The sequence below is a fragment of the Xanthomonas albilineans genome, assembly GCF_009931595.1.
Classification (GTDB): Bacteria; Pseudomonadota; Gammaproteobacteria; order Xanthomonadales; family Xanthomonadaceae; genus Xanthomonas_A; species Xanthomonas_A albilineans.
This window is the reverse complement of the sequence record NZ_CP046570.1, coordinates 1,828,197-1,845,934: the sequence shown is the minus strand read 5'-3', so window position 1 is coordinate 1,845,934 and position 17,738 is coordinate 1,828,197. Positions and strand designations below refer to the sequence as shown.

Sequence of the window (17,738 nt, the reverse complement as noted above, 5' to 3'; positions counted from 1 at the left end):
AGCGTCATGAGTTCTAAACCGTAGTTCCAAGGCTCCGCCGCGCAATCCTGCGTTGCGGTTTTTTCACTCCACACCCGGCCGCAGTTTGGGCCGACTAACCAGGGTGGGCAGTTGCCGTTTCAATCAAGAAACGCCCTGTCCGTGTGTCCACTAGAGTAATTTCAAATGACCGAATCTTTTGCCGAACTGTTCGAAGCCAGCCAAGCCAATCTGGCCAAGCTAAAGCCCGGCGCCATCGTCACCGGCACCGTCGTGGAAGTTCGCGGCGATGTGGTGGTGATCAACGCCGGACTGAAGTCCGAAGGTATTGTGCCGATCGAGCAGTTCCGTAACGAGGCTGGCGAGATCGATGTCGCCGAGGGCGACCTGGTTAAAGTCGTACTCGACTCGCTGGAGAACGGCTTCGGCGAAACCGTGCTGTCGCGCGATAAGGCCAGGCGCGCCATGGTGTGGGACGAGCTGGAAGAGGCGTTGGAGAAGAACGAGACCATCGTCGGCCGCATCAGCGGCAAGGTCAAAGGTGGTTTCACCGTGGATATCAAGGATGTCCGCGCGTTCCTGCCCGGTTCGCTGGTGGATGTGCGCCCTGTGCGCGACCCGTCCTGCCTCGATGGCAAGGAATTGGAATTCAAGCTAATCAAGCTGGATCGCAAGCGCAACAACGTGGTGGTTTCGCGCCGTGCGGTTGTCGAGAGCGAGCACTCGGAAGAGCGCGAGCAGCTGATGGATAAGTTGAATGAGGGTACGATCCTGAAGGGTGTGGTCAAGAATCTGACCGACTACGGCGCGTTCGTGGATTTGGGCGGTATCGACGGCCTGCTGCACATCACCGACATGGCCTGGAAACGTGTGCGCCATCCGTCCGAAGTGGTCAACGTCGGCGACGAGCTGGACGTGCGCGTACTCAAGTTCGATCGTGAGCGTAACCGCGTGAGCCTGGGTCTGAAGCAACTGGGCGAGGATCCGTGGGACAACATCGCCCGTCGTTACCCGGCCAATAGCCGCGTGTTCGGTAAGGTTTCCAACGTCACCGATTACGGCGCGTTCGTGGAGATCGAGCCTGGTGTGGAAGGCTTGGTGCACGTGTCGGAAATGGATTGGACCAACAAGAACGTCAACCCGTCCAAGGTCGTGCAGGTCGGCGACGAGGTCGAAGTGATGGTCCTGGACGTGGACGAAGAGCGTCGCCGCATTTCGCTGGGCATGAAGCAGGTCGCCGCCAATCCGTGGGAAACCTTCGCGGCCACCCACAAGAAGAACGACAAGGTGTCTGGCCAGATCAAGTCGATCACCGATTTCGGTATCTTCATCGGCCTGGATGGCGGCATCGACGGCCTTGTGCACTTGTCCGACATCAGCTGGAACACCACCGGCGAAGACATCGTGCGCAACTTCAAAAAGGGCGACACGCTGGAAGCGGTGGTGTTGGCGGTGGACCCGGAGCGCGAGCGCATCAGCCTGGGCGTCAAGCAGCTGGAGCAAGATCCGTTCGGCCAGTACATGGCAGCCAACCCGAAGGGGTCGAAGGTCGAGGGCGTTGTGCGCGAAGTGGATGCCAAGGGCGCCACGATCGATCTGGCCGATGGCATCGAAGGCTACGTCGCTGCACGCGATATTGCCAACGAGCGCGTCGACGATGCTAGCCAGCACCTGAAGGTCGGCGACAAGATCGAAGCCAAGTTCGTGGGCATGGACCGCAAGGGCCGCACCTTGCAACTGTCGATCAAGGCCAAGGACGATGCCGAAATGCGCGAAGTGCTGGAGGAATACCAGTCCGCGTCTGGCGGCACCACACAGCTGGGCGCGCTGTTGCGTGCACAGTTGAACGGCAACAAGTCCGAGTAATCCGTCAGACACAACGTCACTGGGACGGCCCGGTCATTCCGGGCCGTACTAGGTTTCGCCTCCACTGCACGAATCCGTATGACCAAATCCGAGCTGATCGAAATCCTGGCGCGCAAGCAGGTGCATTTGAAGTCGGATGACGTCGATCTGGCGGTGAAGTCGTTGTTGGAAATGATGGGCGGTGCCTTGTCAGGTGGCGAGCGCATCGAAATACGTGGTTTCGGCAGTTTTTCCCTGCATTACCGGCCGCCGCGCCTAGGCCGCAATCCCAAAACTGGCGAATCCGTTGCGCTTCCGGGCAAGCACGTGCCGCATTTCAAGCCCGGCAAGGAGTTGCGCGAGCGTGTCAGTGCTGTTGTCCCGATTGAGTCGGACGCACTCTAAACCTGCCATCCTGCGTTTGCTGCAATCCACGCACGTTGGGCTAATCTGCTGTCTCCCGGCGCTGGAGTTCCTCATGAAAATCGTCCGACTGCTGATATTGCTGGTGTTTCTACTTGCCGGCCTGGTCATCGGCTCGCTCAATTCGCAGCCGATCGTCATCAATTTCGGTGTCAGTGCCCTTGCCACCACCTCCGGCATCGCCATCATCGTGTCGCTTTTCGCGGGCGTGGTGATCGGTGCGGCCTTGATGCTGACCCTGGTCGCGATCCCGCTGTACGCCAGGCTGCGCCGCGCCAACAAGGCTGCCAATGCCGTTGGTGTGCCGGTTTCCTCTCATCTCCAGGCGATGGATGGGCGCTGATCTTCGATGGACTTTCTGACCGAATGGTTCTGGTTCTTCCTGTTCCTGCCGTTAGCGGCGCTGAGTGGCTGGGTCATTGGTCGTCGTGGCGGCCAGCGCCATGGGGATTCCCAGGTCAGCCGCCTGTCCAGCACGTATTTCCGTGGCCTGAACTACCTACTCAACGAGCAGCCCGACAAAGCGATCGAGCTGTTTTTGCATATCGCCGAACTGGACAAGGAAACTTTCGAGACGCAAGTAGCGCTCGGACATCTGTTCCGTCGCCGGGGTGAAGTGGACCGTGCGATCCGTCTGCATCAGGGGTTGGTACAGCGTACTGACCTCAGTGACGCGCAACGCGTACAGGCGTTGCTGGCCTTGGGCGAGGACTACATGAAGTCCGGCCTGTTGGACCGGGCCGAAACCGTGTTCACAGAACTGGCGCAGATCGACCAGCGCGCCCCACAGGCGCTCAAGCACCTGATCAGCATCTACCAGGCCGAGCGCGACTGGGAAAAAGCCATCGACAATGCTACCCGCTATGAAGAAGTGACTGGCGAGCCGATGGGCAAGCTGATTGCGCAGTTCGAATGCGAGCTGGCCGACCGCTATCGCGCCTCCGGCAAGCCGGATCTGGCGCGCGCGGCGATTGCGCGGGCCTACCAGGCGGACGCAAAGTCGGTGCGTGCCGGGATTCTGGAAGGGCGCATCGATGTCGATGATGGCAATAACGACGGTGCGATCCGCGCTTTCGAGCGCGCGGCCCGCCACGATCCGGATTATTTGCCCGAGATCATGCCGGCATTGATGGAGTGCTATCGCCGTGGCAACGATCTTAGCGGCGCGCGTGCGTTCCTGTCGGAGATGACCGAACACTATCGCGGTATCGCTCCGGTGTTGGCGCTGACCCGCTTGATGGAATCGCAGGAGGGCGCCTCGGCTGCACGGACCTATCTCGGCCGTCAGCTCAAGGATCGGCCGTCGGTGCGTGGCGAGTCGGCCCTGATCGAGCTGACCTTGGCCGAGGGCGCGGACTCCACCGCCACCCTGCAGGATCTCAAGCACATCACCGATCAGTTGCTGGTGCGCAATCCCAGCTACCGCTGCACCCGCTGCGGGTTCGGTGCGCGTACCCATCACTGGCAATGCCCCAGTTGCAAGGAATGGGGGACGGTCAAGCCCCTGCTCAACTACGCGGTGGTGTAAGTGCCGGTCGCATTAGGGACAATGCTTCTCGTGCTGGCGCCGCTTAGTGCTGTCGGTACTTGGTTGTCGTGCCACTACGCGATCAAACGCAAGCTGATGGACGCACCTGGCGAGCGTCGTAGCCATGCCGTGGCGACGCCGCGCGGCGGTGGGATAGCGATCGTAGTGGCGGTATTGGTCGCCTGTGGCTGGGCGGGGGTGCATTGGCCGGACCATGCCTGTGACATTACTGTCTTTACGACCGGCTTGCTCCTTGTCGCGGGAGTCGGTTGGTGGGACGACCACCGCCCCCTGTCGGCCGCTTGGCGTTTGTTGGTGCATGTGCTGGCGGCAAGCCTGCTTGCCGCACTTGTCTATAAATCGAACCAGTCGCTGTGGCTGACAGGATTGATCTGGTTAGCAACGGTTTCGTTGATAAATATCTGGAATTTCATGGATGGTATCAATGGCTTGGCGACCAGCCAAGCGATGCTGGTGGCGTTGGGGTTTGCTTGGCTGCTGCCTGCATGGTCTCGTTGGCCCTGTTGGGTGCTATTGGTGACCTGCGCCGGCTTTTTGCCTTTCAACTATCCGCGAGCACGGATTTTCCTCGGCGATGTCGGCAGCGGCGCAATCGGCTACCTGATCGCCGGACTATTCGCGTGGGGCAGCCTAGTCTCCGAGCGCATACCCTGGTTGTTCGCGATACCGCTCTCGGCGTTCGCTATTGATGCAGGTTTCACACTCTTTTCGCGCATGCTGGCGGGCGAGCGCTGGTGGCAGCCGCATGCGCAACATTTTTATCAGCGTTGGGTACATACCGGGAGTAGCCACACCACCGTCACTCTTGCCTATGCTCTGTTCAGCATATCCTCTATTACAATCGCTGGAATAGGTTTAACCCTGGAAACGGTGGGGCAGGCGAGTTTGGCGATCGCCTGGTTTTTTTCGGCAGCTGTGCTTTGGCTGGCTTTGCGCAAGGGAATACGCTGAACTCTCACGACGGATCACTGATGCTTTCTACCCGCGACCGAATCACCAAGCTGTTGCCCAAGATTTCCGTGGTTGTCCACGATCTGGTCATTGTCTGGATTTGCTGGCAGTTGCTGCATGCTTTGCGCTACACGATGCTGCCTGGCGAGCATCCGCTGCCGCTGTGGAATCTCAATACCGCAATTGTCCTGTTGGCGCAGGGCTTGGTGCTGTGGAAAGTGGGCCTATACCGTGGTCTGTGGCGCTTCGCGAGCGTTCCCGATCTGCTGAATATCTTCAAGGCCAGCTTTTATGGTCTGATCGCGATTGTCCTGGGACTGGCGTACAGCCGTTTCGACGCAATTCCACTATCGGTGCTGATGGTCTACCCGTTCGCGCTCTCGGCGTTGTTGGGCGCGCCGCGCCTGCTGTACCGCGCGTGGAAGGATTACCAGATTGCGCACTCGGACGATACGGCGCGACGTGTGCTGATCGTGGGCGCCGGGCGCGCTGCCGAGGCGTTGGTACGCGATTTGCGTCGTTCCGGTGCCTACTATCCGGTCGGCTTCGTGGACGACGCCGGGCATCTGCATGGAGCCAAGCTGCAGGGCTTGCCGATCCTTGGCCGTATCGACGAGGCTGGGGAGATCGCTAAGGAAACCGCGGCCAAGCTGTTGGTGATCGCAATCCCGTCGTTGGACGCCGTGGGGATGCAGCGGGTGGTTGCGCTCTGCGAAAGCACCGGTCTGCCGTTCCGGACGGTGCCACGGTTGGTCGATGTGCTCGAGGGCCATTACCTGCCTGGCGAACTGAAGGAAGTCGCGATCGAGGACTTGCTCGGTCGCAAGCCGGTGAAGCCCGACTGGAAATTGATCAAAGGCTGGCTCTCAGGGCGAACCGTACTGGTCACTGGTGCCGGCGGTTCGATCGGCTCGGAACTGTGTCGGCAGTGCGCGCGTCATGGTGCCCGCAAGGTGCTGCTGCTGGAGATCGACGAATTGGCCTTGATCACCATCCATGCCGATTTGCGTCGCACCTTCCCCGATCTGGAGATCGACTGCGTCCTCGGCGACTGCGGCGACCCGGCGGTGATCCGTCATGCGATGCGTGTGGCCGAACCGGATGCGGTGTTCCATGCCGCCGCCTACAAGCAGGTTCCGCTGCTGGAGGGGCAGTTCCGCGAAGCGGTCCGTAACAACGTGCTGGCTACCGAGAATGTGGCGCGCGCTTGCGTCGCTGCCAATGTCTCGACCTTCGTGTTCATTTCCACCGACAAGGCTGTCAACCCGGTCAATGTGCTTGGCGCATCCAAGCGCTATGCGGAGATGGTGTGCCAGTCACTGGACGATCAAGCGGTGGGCACGCGTTTCGTGACCGTGCGTTTCGGCAATGTGCTCGATTCGGCTGGCAGTGTGGTGCCGCTATTCCGCGAGCAGATCCGCCAGGGCGGCCCGGTTACGGTGACCGATCCGCAGGTGACGCGTTATTTCATGACCATTCCCGAGGCCTGTCAGTTGATCGTGCAGGCGGCCGCGTCGGCCTCGCGGGGCGCGATCTACACCCTGGACATGGGCGAGCCGGTGCCGATTCGCTTGCTTGCCGAACAGATGATTCGTTTGGCTGGCAAACAGCCCGGGCGCGATATCGCTATCCTCTACACTGGTCTACGTCCGGGCGAAAAGCTGCACGAGACGCTCTTCTATTCCGACGAGGACTATCGGCCCACCTCGCATCCGAAGATTCTCGAGGCCGGTGTGCGCAGTTTTTCCCGTGAAGACGTATTACGGGGTGTACAGCAGTTGCGTGCGGCGGTCGCCGACTACGATAGCGAAACCATCGAACAGGTGCTGCGCACGACCATGCCCGAATTCGCGCCCTTGCGTCAGCAAGGCGCTCACGATGGCTCGGCTACGATTGTTCCATTCCCCGCACGCGAGGCCAGAAGGCTCTGATGAGCAAGAGAATCCGCAAGGCAGTATTCCCGGTCGCAGGTCTGGGTACCCGTTTCCTTCCCGCCACCAAGACCGTACCCAAAGAAATGCTGCCGATCATCGATCGGCCGTTGATCCAGTATGCCGTGGACGAGGCGATCGAGGCCGGGTGCGATACCTTGATCTTCGTGACCAATCGCTACAAGCATGCGGTCGCGGATTATTTCGACAAGGCCTACGAACTAGAGCAAAAGCTAGAGCGGGCTGGCAAGCACGAACAGTTGGAGATGATCCGTCATGTGCTGCCCGATGGCGTGCGCGCGATCTTCGTTACCCAGGCGGAAGCCTTGGGCCTGGGGCATGCGGTACTGTGCGCCAAGTCGGTGGTTGGCGACGAGCCATTCGCGGTGCTGCTGCCGGACGATCTGATCTGGAACCGAGGCGACGGCGCCCTCAAGCAGATGGCCGATCTCAACGCCGCTAGCGGCGCCAGCGTGATTGCCGTGGAGGACGTGCCGCATGAGAACACCGCCAGCTATGGCATCGTGGCTACGGATGCTTTCGATGGCCGCAATGGCCGCATCAAACAGATCGTGGAAAAGCCGAAACCGGCAGACGCGCCGAGCGATCTGGCCGTGGTGGGGCGTTACGTACTCAGCCCGAAGATCTTCGAACTGTTGGAAGGTACCGGGACTGGCGCCGGTGGCGAGATCCAGCTCACCGACGCGATCGCGACGCTGTTGAAGAGCGAACGAGTCGACGCCTATCGTTTCGAAGGGACCCGTTTCGATTGTGGTACTCACCTGGGTCTGGTCGAAGCGACCATTCGTTTCGCGTTGGAAAACAAGAAACTTGCCAAGCCGGCGCGCGAGAAGCTCACCCAGATGCTTGCGGAAGATTAAGCCTAGTTCGGTGCTGCTTCCGGCTTACGTATCATGCATGTCGTCGAGTGGGCGATGGATATAAAAAGCAGCCGCTAGGCTGCTTTTTACCTTCTGCAACTGCTTCCTGCTGGCCCCGTGAGCGAACCTGTCGTGCGTATTGCAAAGAACCTGCACGCACGTACTGACCTGGCCTGCCATCGATACCGCAAACTGGCCTGGACGTCTTCCAGTCCACGATGCCGATGGTTCCCGCCGTGCTGAGGGATCATAGTGCCTCGATGATGCCTGCGGCGCCCATGCCGGTGCCGATACACATAGTGACCATGCCGTACTTTTTCTGATGCCGGCGCAGGCCATGTACCAAGGTCGCGGTGCGAATGGCCCCGGTGGCACCGAGCGGATGGCCCAACGCAATCGCGCCGCCCAGCGGATTGACCTTGGATGAGTCAAGGTTGCTGTCGCGTATCACTGCCAGCGCTTGGGCGGCGAAGGCTTCGTTGAGTTCGATCCAGTCCAGTTGCTCCTTGCGCAGGCCAGCCTGCTTGAGGGCTTTCGGGATCGCTTCGATCGGTCCAATGCCCATCACCTCCGGACGTACGCCAGCGACCGAGAAGCTCACGAAGCGCGCCAGCGGCGTCAGTCCGTAATCCTTGAGCGCCTGTTCCGAGGCCAGTAGCAGCGCACCGGCGCCATCGCTCATCTGCGAGGAATTACCGGCCGTGACGCTACCGCCGAATTGGCCGTTGCGGAATACTGGGCGCAGCTTGGCCAGCCCGTCCAGGGAGCTATCCGGGCGCGGACCTTCGTCGGTGTCGACACGCATGTTGCGCAGCGCGATGACGTTGCCGGCCAGATCGGGTTGATGCGAGACGATGTCGTAGGGCGTGATCTCCTCGCCGAACGCGCCCACGGCGATCGCAGCGATGGCCTTCTGGTGCGAGGCGAGGGCGAAGGCGTCCTGGTCCTCACGCGACACCTTCCATTCCTCTGCCACCTTCTCGGCGGTAATGCCCATGCCGTAGGCGATGGCGACGTGGTCGTCTGCGAATACACGCGGCGACAGGGCGACCTTGTTGCCCATCATCGGCACCATCGACATCGATTCTGTGCCGCCGGCCAGCATCAGGTCGGCGTTGCCCAGGCGAATCTGGTCGGCGGCCAGCGCCACCGCCTGGAGGCCAGAGGAACAAAAACGGTTGATGGTCTGTCCGGCGACCGAGCTGGGCAGCCCGGCCAGTAGTACGCCGATGCGCGCCACGTTCATGCCTTGCTCGCCTTCGGGCATCGCGCAGCCGATGATTGTGTCGTCGATGCGTGCAGGATCGATACCCGGCGCCTGTGCGACCACCGCGCGTAGCACGTGCGCCAGCATGTCGTCCGGACGCGTGTTGCGGAACATGCCCTTGGGCGCTTTGCCGACCGGGGTACGGGTGGCGGCGACGATATAGGCGTCTTGAATTTGTCTGGTCATTTGCTGAGTTCTCGAATGACGGGGAGTGTGGGCGTCTGAATCCGCGGCCGGCTTCAATCAGTTCCTCAACGGCTTGCCCGTCTTGAGCATGTGGCCGATGCGTGCCTGGGTTTTCTCCTGTTGCGCCAGTTCGACGAAGTGCTTGCGTTCGAGCTTGAGCAGCCATTGCTCGTCCACCAGCGCACCGCGATCAACCTCGCCGCCGCACAACACGGTGGCGATACGGGTTGCGATCTCATCGTCGTATTCGCTGATGAAGCGGCCTTCCAGCATGTTGACCAGCAACATCTTGAAGGTGGCGATGCCGACGTCGCCGGCGACCTGAATGCGCCGCGCCGGCAGCGGCGGACGGTAGCCGCCCTCGGCCAGGGCGCGGGCCTCGGCCTTGGCGATGTACAGCAATTCGTTGCTGTTGAACACGACCTTGTCGGTGCTGCGCAGCAGTCCCAGTTCTTTCGCGTTGACGGCCGAGGTCGAGACCTTGGCCATGGCGACGGTCTCGAAGGTCTTCTTCAATTCGGCGAATACGTCGCCACCGGCTCCGCTGGCATTGGCCACGGCCGCTTGCGAGGCGCGCAGCGCGATCTCTTTCAGGCCACCGCCGGCCGGCAGCAGGCCCACGCCGGCCTCGACCAGGCCGATGTAGCTTTCCAGTGTGGCCACGGTCTTGGCGCTGTGCATCTGGAACTCGCATCCGCCGCCCAGGGCCAGCCCGCGCACCGCCGCGACCACGGGTACCAGCGCGTACTTGAGGCACTGACTGGTGGTCTGGAAATTGGCCACCATCGCTTCGAACGCATCGAGCTTCCCGGCTTGCAGCAGGCCCAGGGCGCCCGCCAGGTCGGCACCGGCGGAGAAGGGCTCCTTGTGCTGCCAGAGGACCAGGGCCTTGAAGTCTTTCTCTGCGCGACGGACGGCCTCCTGCAGGCCATCCAGTACTTGGTCGGAGACGGTGTTCATCTTGGTCTTGAAACTGACCACGGCGATGTCGTCGCCGTCGTGCCACAGGTGCAGTCCGTCGTTCTCGAACACGGTTTCGCCTTGCGGGAACGTCTCGCCCAGCAGCGCATCCGGGAAACGCTGGCGCTTGTACACCGGCAGTGCCGAGCGCGGTAGCTTGGTATCGTGCCCGGGACTGTAGGAGCCCTCGGCGGCATGCACGCCGTCGCGGCCATCGAACACCCAGTTCGGCAGCGGCGCGCTGCTCATGCTCTTGCCGGTGGCGATGTCGTCGGCGATCCACTGCGCGACCTGCTTCCAGCCGGCCGCCTGCCAGGTCTCGAAGGGCCCCAACGCCCAGCCGTAGCCCCAGCGCATTGCCAGATCCACGTCGCGCGCGGTCTGCGCGATGTCGGCCAGATGATAGGCGCTGTAGTGGAACAGGTCGCGAAAGGTGGCCCACAGAAACTGCGCCTGCGCATGTGGACTCTCGCGCAGCTTGGCGAACTTTTCCGCCGGATGCTTGATCTTCAAAATCTCGACCACGTCCGCCGTGGCGCCGCGCTCGGCCAGGCGATAGTCCTGTTTTTGCAGGTCCAGCACCACGATGTCCTTGCCGAGCTTACGGAAGAAGCCGGCGCCGCTCTTCTGGCCAAGCGCGCCTTTGCCGATCAGGGCTTCCAGCCACTTCGGCGTTTTGAAGAACGCATGCCAAGGATCCTGCGGCAAGGTGTCCGCCATGGTCTTGACGACGTGCGCAATGGTGTCCAGGCCGACCACGTCGCAGGTGCGGTAGGTGGCCGACTTGGGACGACCGATCAGCGGACCGGTCAAGCCGTCCACCTCGTCCAAGCCCAGGCCGAACTGCTCGGTGTGGTGGATCGTGGACAGGATCGAGAACACGCCGATGCGGTTGCCGATGAAATTCGGGGTGTCCTTGGCGTAGATCACCCCCTTGCCCAGGGTGGTGGTCAGGAAGGTTTCCAGGCCCTTCAGCAACGCCGTGTCGGTGTGCTTGGTCGCAATCAGCTCGGCCAGGTGCATGTAACGTGGCGGATTGAAGAAGTGCACACCGCAGAAGCGCGGGCGCAACGGTGCCGGCAACACCTCCGATAGCGCGTTGATGCCAAGGCCGGACGTATTGGAGGCGAGCACCGCATGCGCGGCCACGAACGGTGCGATCTTTTTGTACAGATCCTGCTTCCAGTCCATGCGCTCGGCGATGGCTTCGATGAGCAGGTCGCAGCCGCGCAGCTGTTCCAGATCCGCATCGTAGTTGGCCGGTAGAATGGATTCGGCCAGGGTAGGGCTAGCCAGCGGCGCAGGGCTCAACTTGGTCAGGTTGGCGATGGCCTTGAGGACGATGCTATTGGGATTGCCGTCCTTGGCGGCAAGGTCGAACAGCAAGGTGTCGATGCCGGCGTTGGTCAGGTGCGCAGCGATCTGTGCGCCCATCACACCTGCGCCGAGGACGGCGGCGCGGCGGACTAGCAGGGGATTGGACATAGCGATCAGCCTCTGTGGGTCAACGTGTGCGGGAGCTAATGTGCGCAGTGGGCAAGGAAGCCCGCTTCGGCGAAACGGATGAGCTCGCCTGCGGCATGGGCGCGGTGTGCGCTTTCGCTGACACCGGCGGGGCGCTTGATCAGGCCGAAATCGGCCATGGCGTAGGTCAGGGCGCCGGCCAGGAAGTCCAGGCGCCAGTAGAGTTCCTGTTTGCTCAGTCCGGGCACGCAGGCCGCGATCGCCTTGGCGAATTCGCGCAATACGTGGCCGTAGTGGTCGGACAGGAACTGGCGCAGGCTGTCGTTGTTCTCGGCATAGGCGCGGGCGATCACCCGAACGAAGGCGCCGCCACTCTGGCTTTCCTGCGCCATTGCAAGTGCCGGTTCCACGAAGGCGGCAAGCACCTGGCCGAGGTCGCCTGGATGCTGCCGCTGGGCGGTTTCCAGTTGGGTCAGGCGCGCCGAGGTCATCTCGTCCATCCGCCTCCGGAATACCTCGTTGACTAGGTTCTCCTTCGAGCCGAAGTGATAATTCACCGCAGCGATATTAACGTCGGCTTGACTGGTGACTTGGCGTAGCGAGGTACCGGAGAAGCCATGCTGGGCGAACAGTTCCTCGGCCGCGCTGAGGATGCGAGCCTTGGTCGAGAAATGCACCTGCTTTGTCATGTGATCGCCAAAATCAATCAAACGATTGTTTGATTGTAGGCTCGGTCGTGGGGGGAGTCATGCTGCCTTGCAGCACAATTCAGCGGCAGCCGTGCAAAGCACGTTGCGATTCGATAGAATCGTCCATCTGAATTCTGGCTAAGCCCGCGTTTTGGCACGGGTTTTTTAATCTTAACTTTTTCGGGTCGCGAGTGGCCCGCCCAACGGAGAACGTCCCATGGCGCTGGAGCGCACCCTGTCTATCATCAAGCCCGACGCCGTCGCCAAGAATGTCATCGGCGAGATTTACTCCCGCTTCGAAAAGGCCGGCCTGAAAGTCGTTGCCGCCAAGTACAAGCAGTTGTCGCGTCGCGAGGCCGAAGGCTTCTACGCGGTACATCGCGAGCGTCCGTTCTTCAATGCGTTGGTCGAGTTCATGATTTCCGGTCCGGTGATGATCCAGGTGTTGGAGGGCGAAAACGCCGTGGCTGCACATCGCGAATTGCTTGGCGCCACTAATCCGAAAGACGCGGCGCCAGGGACCATCCGTGCCGACTTCGCCGATTCGATCGACGCCAATGCGGCGCACGGTTCAGATTCGGTCGAAAACGCCGTCAATGAAGTGTCTTATTTCTTTGCCGCCACCGAAGTGGTGTCGCGCTGATCCGAGGTCCGTCGTGAACGAGGTCGTCCATCCTCCGTTGGTGCTTGCCGATCCGCTTCGCAGCGGTGTCGCAGCCAGACAGAATCTGCTCGACCTCGATCGCGAGGGCCTGGAGCGTTTCTTCGCCGAAACTCTCGGCGAAGCGCGCTATCGCGCCCACCAAGTGATGAAGTGGATCCACCACCGCTACGTCACCGATTTCGAGCAAATGACCGACCTCGGCAAGGCGCTGCGGGCCAAGCTGCAACAACATGCCGAGGTCATCGTCCCCAACATCGTATTCGACAAGCCTTCCGCCGACGGTACCCACAAATGGCTGTTGGCCATGGGCGTGGATGGTAAGAATGCGATCGAGACCGTGTACATCCCGGACAAGGGCCGTGGCACCTTGTGCGTGTCCTCGCAGGTCGGTTGCGGGTTGAATTGCAGTTTCTGTTCCACCGCGACCCAGGGCTTCAATCGCAACCTCTCCACTGCCGAGATCGTCGGGCAGGTGTGGGTGGCGGCGCGGCATCTGGGTAACGTGCCGCACCAGCAACGCCGTCTCACCAACGTGGTGATGATGGGCATGGGCGAGCCGCTGATGAATTTCGACAATGTCGTGCGCGCGATGAGCGTCATGCGCGACGACTTGGGTTACGGCCTGGCCAACAAGCGCGTGACCCTGTCCACCTCGGGCCTGGTGCCGCAAATCGATCGTTTATCCGGCGAGAGCGATGTCTCCTTGGCCGTCTCGCTGCATGCGCCGAACGACACGTTGCGCGAAACCCTGGTGCCGCTCAACAAGAAGTATCCGATCGCCGAATTGATGGCAGCTTGCGCGCGCTATCTGCGTGCCAACAAACGCCGTGAATCGGTGACCTTCGAGTACACCCTGATGAAGGGGATCAATGACCAACCCGAGCACGCGCGGCAATTGGCGCGGCTGATGCGTCAGTTCGATAACGCGGTGCAGGCCGCCAATGCCGGCAAGGTCAATCTGATCCCGTTCAATCCGTTTCCGGGTACACGCTACGCGCGCTCCGGCGAAACAGAGATTCGCGCGTTCCAGAAGATCTTGCTGGATGCCCAGGTGTTGACCATGGTGCGGCGCACGCGCGGCGACGATATCGATGCGGCGTGCGGGCAACTCAAGGGACAGGTCATGGACCGGACCCGTCGTCAGGCCGAGTTCCAGCGCGAACTGCAAACGCGGGTGGAGCAGGATGCGACAACCTAGCTGCCATTTGACCTTCGCCGTGACCTTGACGGCGCTGCTGGCGCTGCCAGGTTGCAACTGGCTTGCCGCCAAGTCTGGCAAATTACGTACCGTTGAGCAGGTGCAGCCGGACTACCGCATCCACGACAGCCACACAGTCAAATCGCGTTTTGCGCTGCAGGAGCAACTTGGGTTGGCTGTGAACCGGCTCGGTTCCGGCGATCTGGACGGCGCCGAGAGGTATGCGAACAAAGCGCTGACGTTGGATGCCAATTCTGTGCAGGCGCACACATTGCTAGCGTTGATCGCGGATCGGCGCGGCGCATACGCCGTTGCCGGCGAGCATTACCGTAAGGCTGCCGAACTGGCCCCTGATAGCGGCGAGACCTTGAATAATTACGGTGCTTGGCTATGCGCGAACGGCGCTGCGGCTGAATCGCTGTCGTGGTTCGACCGCGCACTTGCGTTGCCGGATTACGCCACGCCGGCATCGGCGCTGGCCAATGCCGGCGGCTGCGCGTTGCAGGTCGGGCAGCGCGAACGCGGCCTGCACGACCTGCGCAAAGCGCTGGCAATGGAACCGAATAATCCTTATGCCTTGGAGGCGATGGCGCGAGAGGAAGTTGCACAAGGGCACTTTTTTGAGGCGCGCGCGTTTGCAGAACGGCGTCTTGCCTCTGCGCCTGCTAATTCTTCCGTGCTACAACTCGCCGTGAAAATTGAGCAGAGGCTGGGTGACAAGGTTGCCGCCAGTCGTTACCAACAGAGGTTGCGTAAGGAGTTTCCCAATGCCGCGACCACGATATCTGGGAATAATCCATCGTGAGCAGTGATTCAAATCCTAACGTTTTTGGTTGTGCCAAAGGCTGCGGGCAACAACTCCGCGACGCACGCGAAGCGGCGGGGCTGAGCATCGACGACGTCGGCAGCACTCTGCGTATGCCGATGCATGTCATACAGACGCTCGAATCGGAACAGTGGGAGCGCCTCGGTGCCCCGGTCTTCGTGCGAGGGCAGTTGCGTAGTTATGCGCGTCTGCTCGGCGTGGATCTCGAGCCGCTGTTGCAGGCCGCACAGATTGCACCCGTGCAACCGGTCGATTTGATTAGCCATACGCATACGCGTCCGCTGCGGCGTATCTTCGAGAGCGCTACCCGGCGAATGGTTTACGTGGTGATCACCGCTGGATTGGCGATACCTGTCTGGTATGCCACACACAGCCATTTCGCGGAGGACGGTCCGAATACCGCTTCGCTCGATGTGGTCCCCAGCGAACCAATTGCCACGCAGACGCCTGGGTTGTCACCTGTCGCGAGGGAGCGCTCGGCTACGGCGGCGGGGGCCGAAACGATCAGTCATTCGGCGCCGAGCGCGGCCCCTTACATTGCTTCATTGACCCCACTCCCGCATGAGCAGGAAACCCCAAAGGGCGGGCTGACCTTATCGTTTCAGGGCGACAGTTGGATGCAGGTCAGTGCGCCTGACGGCAGGTTGGTCGAGAAGGCCATGCTGAAGTCTGGTGAGACCCGTTCTTACGCGCCAGGTCAAGTCGGGCGTGTCGTGCTGGGTAATGCCTCTGTGGTTCAGGTTCAGCAATCCGGTAGTACGGTGGACCTGACTCCCTACAGACGCGCGAATGTGGCGCGCTTTGCGGTATCCTCTGACGGTTCCGTGGTGCCTGCCTCCGAGTGACGGCGGCGCCGTTTCCTCATCTTCCACATTCCATGTCCTGTCGTAGCGGCGGGGCGAGAGTACGCATGGCGATCGACGACCTGCTCGACGAGCACGAACAAAGCGAACGCGTTCGCACCTGGCTCAGGAAAAATGGCGCTGGCCTGATCGGTGGCATCGCACTGGGCCTTGGCGCAATCCTTGGCTGGCAGTGGTGGGCCAAGCAGCGGTCCGAAAATCTTGCCCAGGCCAATTCCCGTTACGAAGCAGTGCTCAAGAGCATTGAGGCGAAGCAACTCGACAAGGCAGGCAAGGACCTGACGCAGTTGCAGCAGGGTTCGTCCGATATCTATGTCGTACTGGCTGGGCTACGTCTGGCCAAGGCGCAGGCCGACGCGGGCAAGAGCGATGCGGCGCTGGCAACGCTACGCGCACTCAAAGCCGATGGCGAGATCAAGCGACTGGTGGATCAGCGTATGGCCTTCCTGTTGCTTCAGGCCGGTAAGCCCGAGGATGCGCTGAAGTTGCTCGCCTCTGCCGACGATACACGTAGCCTCGAAATTCGCGGCGATGCGTTGATTGCGCAAGGCAAGCGCGATGCGGCGCGCGATGTGTACGTCAAGTCGCTGGCTGGGCTGGATATCGCGGCGCCGCAGCGGCGTTTGCTGGAAATGAAATTGATGGATGCGGGCGGCACCGTGCCGAATGCCGCGGAGCCGATCTGATGAAGGTAGTTATGTTCAAGCGCGTCGCGACCGTTGTTCTGCTGGGGTTGACGCTGTCGGGTTGCAGTACGGTCAAAGGCTGGTTCGCCGGCAAGGATGCTGCCGCTAAGAAAGCCGCCGAGCCGGCCGAACTGGTCGATTTCAAACCGACTGTCAAAGTCGTCAAACTTTGGTCTACCGATGCCGGGAAAGGCGAACGTCGGATCGGCGTGCGCCAGCATCCGGTGGTGGCCGATGGCAAGGTGTATGTCGCCGCCGCTTCTGGCACGGTGTACGCGCTGGAACTGCAGACAGGCAAGGCGCTGTGGGAATACGACGCCAAGAAGGCGCGCAAGGAGCATCTGTCGCAGGTCGTCGAGCAGCAGCCGAAGAGCCAGGTAGAGAGCGAATCCGGCAAAAACCTGTCCAAGCAGGAGCGCGCGGCCTACAAACAGCGTTTGCGCAATGAGAAGCAACAGGCCAAGGAACGCAAGCGGCTGGAGAAGCACCGTCCGCTGCCGCGCTTCGCTGGCGGTCCGGGTGTGGGTGAGGGGCTGGTGGTCGTCGGTGGCTTGAACGGGGAGGTGCTCGCACTCGATGCCACGAACGGTACCGAGAAGTGGCACGCCAAGGTACACAATGAAGTGATCGCCGCACCGGTGATTGCGCAGAATACGGTGTTCGTGCGCAGCAACGACGGCCGCACCACCGCCTTCGATGCCGCGACTGGCCAGCAGCGTTGGTTCAACGCGCAGGAACTGCCGAGTCTGACCGTACGTGGCAATGCACCGGTGGTCGCCGGCCCCGGTGTGCTGTTCATCGGTAACGACGACGGCACCCTGAGTGCCTTGGCGATGCAGGATGGCCGCGTGCTGTGGCAACAGACCATCGGCGTGCCGGAAGGCCGGACCGAACTCGAGCGCATGGCCGACGTGGATGGTGCGCCGGTGATCGATGGCACAACGCTCTATGCGACCAGCTTCAAGAACCAGACGGTGGCCCTCGACGGCCCGACTGGTCGACCGCTGTGGGACCGCGATCATGGAGGTGCCGGCGGGGTAGGTGTCAGCTCTGGCAGCGTGGTGGTAGCCGATAATGCCGGCACCGTCTGGGCGCTGGACAAGGCATCCGGGTCGGCGATGTGGTCGCAACCGGCGCTGGCACGCCGCTCGCTCACCGGCGTGGCGATCCAGGGAAATTATGCGGTCGTCGGCGACTACAAGGGCTATCTGCATTGGCTCAAGCTCGACAACGGCGAGTTCGCCGCGCGCGAGCGGGTGGGGCGCAAGCCGCTGGTGGCGCAACCGGTGGTCGCCGATGGCATCTTGCTCATAGAAAACACGAAAGGCGACCTGACCGCATTCCGGTTAGGTCAATAAGAAGGGAAGGACGTCGCC

Annotated in this window: 16 protein-coding genes; 13 read left to right on the top strand and 3 right to left on the bottom strand. The window is 61.5% G+C overall.

The window, feature by feature from the left end; all coding sequences use genetic code 11:
• Positions 1-165: 165 nt before the first annotated feature.
• From rpsA to galU, 7 genes are all read left to right on the top strand, one after another.
• Positions 166-1,845: a 30S ribosomal protein S1 gene (rpsA, locus tag XaFJ1_RS07670; protein ID WP_012916104.1), complete on the top strand. Its 1,680-nt coding sequence runs from the start codon at positions 166-168 to the stop codon at positions 1,843-1,845.
• Between the two features lie 78 nt (positions 1,846-1,923).
• A complete protein-coding gene (locus XaFJ1_RS07665) occupies positions 1,924-2,229 on the top strand; it encodes an integration host factor subunit beta (RefSeq protein ID WP_012916103.1) in 306 nt (101 codons plus the stop codon).
• Positions 2,230-2,302: 73 nt separating this feature from the next.
• Positions 2,303-2,590: a LapA family protein gene (locus XaFJ1_RS07660; RefSeq protein ID WP_012916102.1), complete on the top strand. Its 288-nt coding sequence runs from the start codon at positions 2,303-2,305 to the stop codon at positions 2,588-2,590.
• A gap of 6 nt (positions 2,591-2,596) precedes the next feature.
• A complete protein-coding gene (gene lapB, locus XaFJ1_RS07655) occupies positions 2,597-3,775 on the top strand; it encodes a lipopolysaccharide assembly protein LapB (protein ID WP_012916101.1) in 1,179 nt (392 codons plus the stop codon).
• Complete coding sequence (locus XaFJ1_RS07650) at positions 3,776-4,747, top strand: MraY family glycosyltransferase (protein ID WP_012916100.1); 972 nt, start codon at positions 3,776-3,778, stop codon at positions 4,745-4,747.
• Between the two features lie 20 nt (positions 4,748-4,767).
• On the top strand, positions 4,768-6,678 hold the full coding sequence (locus tag XaFJ1_RS07645; protein ID WP_012916099.1) for a polysaccharide biosynthesis protein: 1,911 nt from the start codon (positions 4,768-4,770) through the stop codon (positions 6,676-6,678).
• On the top strand, positions 6,678-7,559 hold the full coding sequence (galU, locus tag XaFJ1_RS07640; RefSeq protein WP_012916098.1) for a UTP--glucose-1-phosphate uridylyltransferase GalU: 882 nt from the start codon (positions 6,678-6,680) through the stop codon (positions 7,557-7,559). Before XaFJ1_RS07645 ends, galU begins: the two co-directional genes overlap by 1 nt.
• A gap of 247 nt (positions 7,560-7,806) precedes the next feature.
• On the opposite strand, the gene XaFJ1_RS07635 is transcribed toward galU, so the two are convergent.
• From XaFJ1_RS07635 to XaFJ1_RS07625, 3 genes are read right to left on the bottom strand one after another with little or no spacing between them, the layout of a single operon-like run.
• Positions 7,807-9,012, bottom strand: coding sequence for an acetyl-CoA C-acyltransferase (locus XaFJ1_RS07635; RefSeq protein WP_012916097.1), 1,206 nt, complete (start codon positions 9,010-9,012; stop codon positions 7,807-7,809).
• A 57-nt stretch (positions 9,013-9,069) separates the two neighbouring features.
• Positions 9,070-11,457: a 3-hydroxyacyl-CoA dehydrogenase/enoyl-CoA hydratase family protein gene (locus XaFJ1_RS07630; RefSeq protein WP_012916096.1), complete on the bottom strand. Its 2,388-nt coding sequence runs from the start codon at positions 11,455-11,457 to the stop codon at positions 9,070-9,072.
• 35 nt (positions 11,458-11,492) lie between these two features.
• Positions 11,493-12,125, bottom strand: coding sequence for a TetR/AcrR family transcriptional regulator (locus tag XaFJ1_RS07625; RefSeq protein WP_012916095.1), 633 nt, complete (start codon positions 12,123-12,125; stop codon positions 11,493-11,495).
• Between the two features lie 217 nt (positions 12,126-12,342).
• Here XaFJ1_RS07625 and ndk point away from each other — a divergent pair, with 217 nt between their 5' ends.
• The 6 genes from ndk to bamB all read left to right on the top strand — a co-directional run bounded on the left by ndk (position 12,343) and on the right by bamB (position 17,720).
• Positions 12,343-12,768, top strand: coding sequence for a nucleoside-diphosphate kinase (ndk, locus tag XaFJ1_RS07620; RefSeq protein ID WP_012916094.1), 426 nt, complete (start codon positions 12,343-12,345; stop codon positions 12,766-12,768).
• Between the two features lie 13 nt (positions 12,769-12,781).
• Complete coding sequence (gene rlmN, locus XaFJ1_RS07615; protein WP_012916093.1) at positions 12,782-13,987, top strand: dual-specificity RNA methyltransferase RlmN; 1,206 nt, start codon at positions 12,782-12,784, stop codon at positions 13,985-13,987.
• On the top strand, positions 13,974-14,792 hold the full coding sequence (gene pilW, locus XaFJ1_RS07610; RefSeq protein WP_012916092.1) for a type IV pilus biogenesis/stability protein PilW: 819 nt from the start codon (positions 13,974-13,976) through the stop codon (positions 14,790-14,792). The genes rlmN and pilW overlap by 14 nt, the downstream gene beginning before the upstream one ends.
• The gene (locus tag XaFJ1_RS07605) at positions 14,789-15,658 is read left to right on the top strand and encodes a RodZ domain-containing protein (RefSeq protein ID WP_012916091.1); all 870 of its coding nucleotides are present in this window, start codon (positions 14,789-14,791) and stop codon (positions 15,656-15,658) included. The genes pilW and XaFJ1_RS07605 overlap by 4 nt, the downstream gene beginning before the upstream one ends.
• 65 nt (positions 15,659-15,723) lie before the next feature.
• Positions 15,724-16,362 carry a YfgM family protein gene (locus tag XaFJ1_RS07600; protein WP_012916090.1) on the top strand — a complete coding sequence of 213 codons (639 nt, stop codon included), beginning with the start codon at positions 15,724-15,726 and terminating at the stop codon, positions 16,360-16,362.
• A complete protein-coding gene (bamB, locus tag XaFJ1_RS07595; protein ID WP_045756871.1) occupies positions 16,362-17,720 on the top strand; it encodes an outer membrane protein assembly factor BamB in 1,359 nt (452 codons plus the stop codon). Before XaFJ1_RS07600 ends, bamB begins: the two co-directional genes overlap by 1 nt.
• The last annotated feature ends 18 nt before the right edge of the window (positions 17,721-17,738 follow it).

Excerpts from the sequence above, each read along its gene's own strand:
- rpsA (WP_012916104.1), top strand. The coding sequence starts at position 166 with ATGACCGAATCTTTTGCCGAACTGTTCGAAGCCAGCCAAGCCAATCTG.
- XaFJ1_RS07665 (WP_012916103.1), top strand. The coding sequence starts at position 1,924 with ATGACCAAATCCGAGCTGATCGAAATCCTGGCGCGCAAGCAGGTGCAT.
- XaFJ1_RS07660 (WP_012916102.1), top strand. The coding sequence starts at position 2,303 with ATGAAAATCGTCCGACTGCTGATATTGCTGGTGTTTCTACTTGCCGGC.
- lapB (WP_012916101.1), top strand. The coding sequence starts at position 2,597 with ATGGACTTTCTGACCGAATGGTTCTGGTTCTTCCTGTTCCTGCCGTTA.
- XaFJ1_RS07645 (WP_012916099.1), top strand. The coding sequence starts at position 4,768 with ATGCTTTCTACCCGCGACCGAATCACCAAGCTGTTGCCCAAGATTTCC.
- galU (WP_012916098.1), top strand. The coding sequence starts at position 6,678 with ATGAGCAAGAGAATCCGCAAGGCAGTATTCCCGGTCGCAGGTCTGGGT.
- XaFJ1_RS07635 (WP_012916097.1), bottom strand. The coding sequence starts at position 9,012 with ATGACCAGACAAATTCAAGACGCCTATATCGTCGCCGCCACCCGTACC.
- XaFJ1_RS07630 (WP_012916096.1), bottom strand. The coding sequence starts at position 11,457 with ATGTCCAATCCCCTGCTAGTCCGCCGCGCCGCCGTCCTCGGCGCAGGT.
- XaFJ1_RS07625 (WP_012916095.1), bottom strand. The coding sequence starts at position 12,125 with ATGACAAAGCAGGTGCATTTCTCGACCAAGGCTCGCATCCTCAGCGCG.
- ndk (WP_012916094.1), top strand. The coding sequence starts at position 12,343 with ATGGCGCTGGAGCGCACCCTGTCTATCATCAAGCCCGACGCCGTCGCC.
- pilW (WP_012916092.1), top strand. The coding sequence starts at position 13,974 with ATGCGACAACCTAGCTGCCATTTGACCTTCGCCGTGACCTTGACGGCG.
- XaFJ1_RS07600 (WP_012916090.1), top strand. The coding sequence starts at position 15,724 with ATGGCGATCGACGACCTGCTCGACGAGCACGAACAAAGCGAACGCGTT.
- bamB (WP_045756871.1), top strand. The coding sequence starts at position 16,362 with ATGAAGGTAGTTATGTTCAAGCGCGTCGCGACCGTTGTTCTGCTGGGG.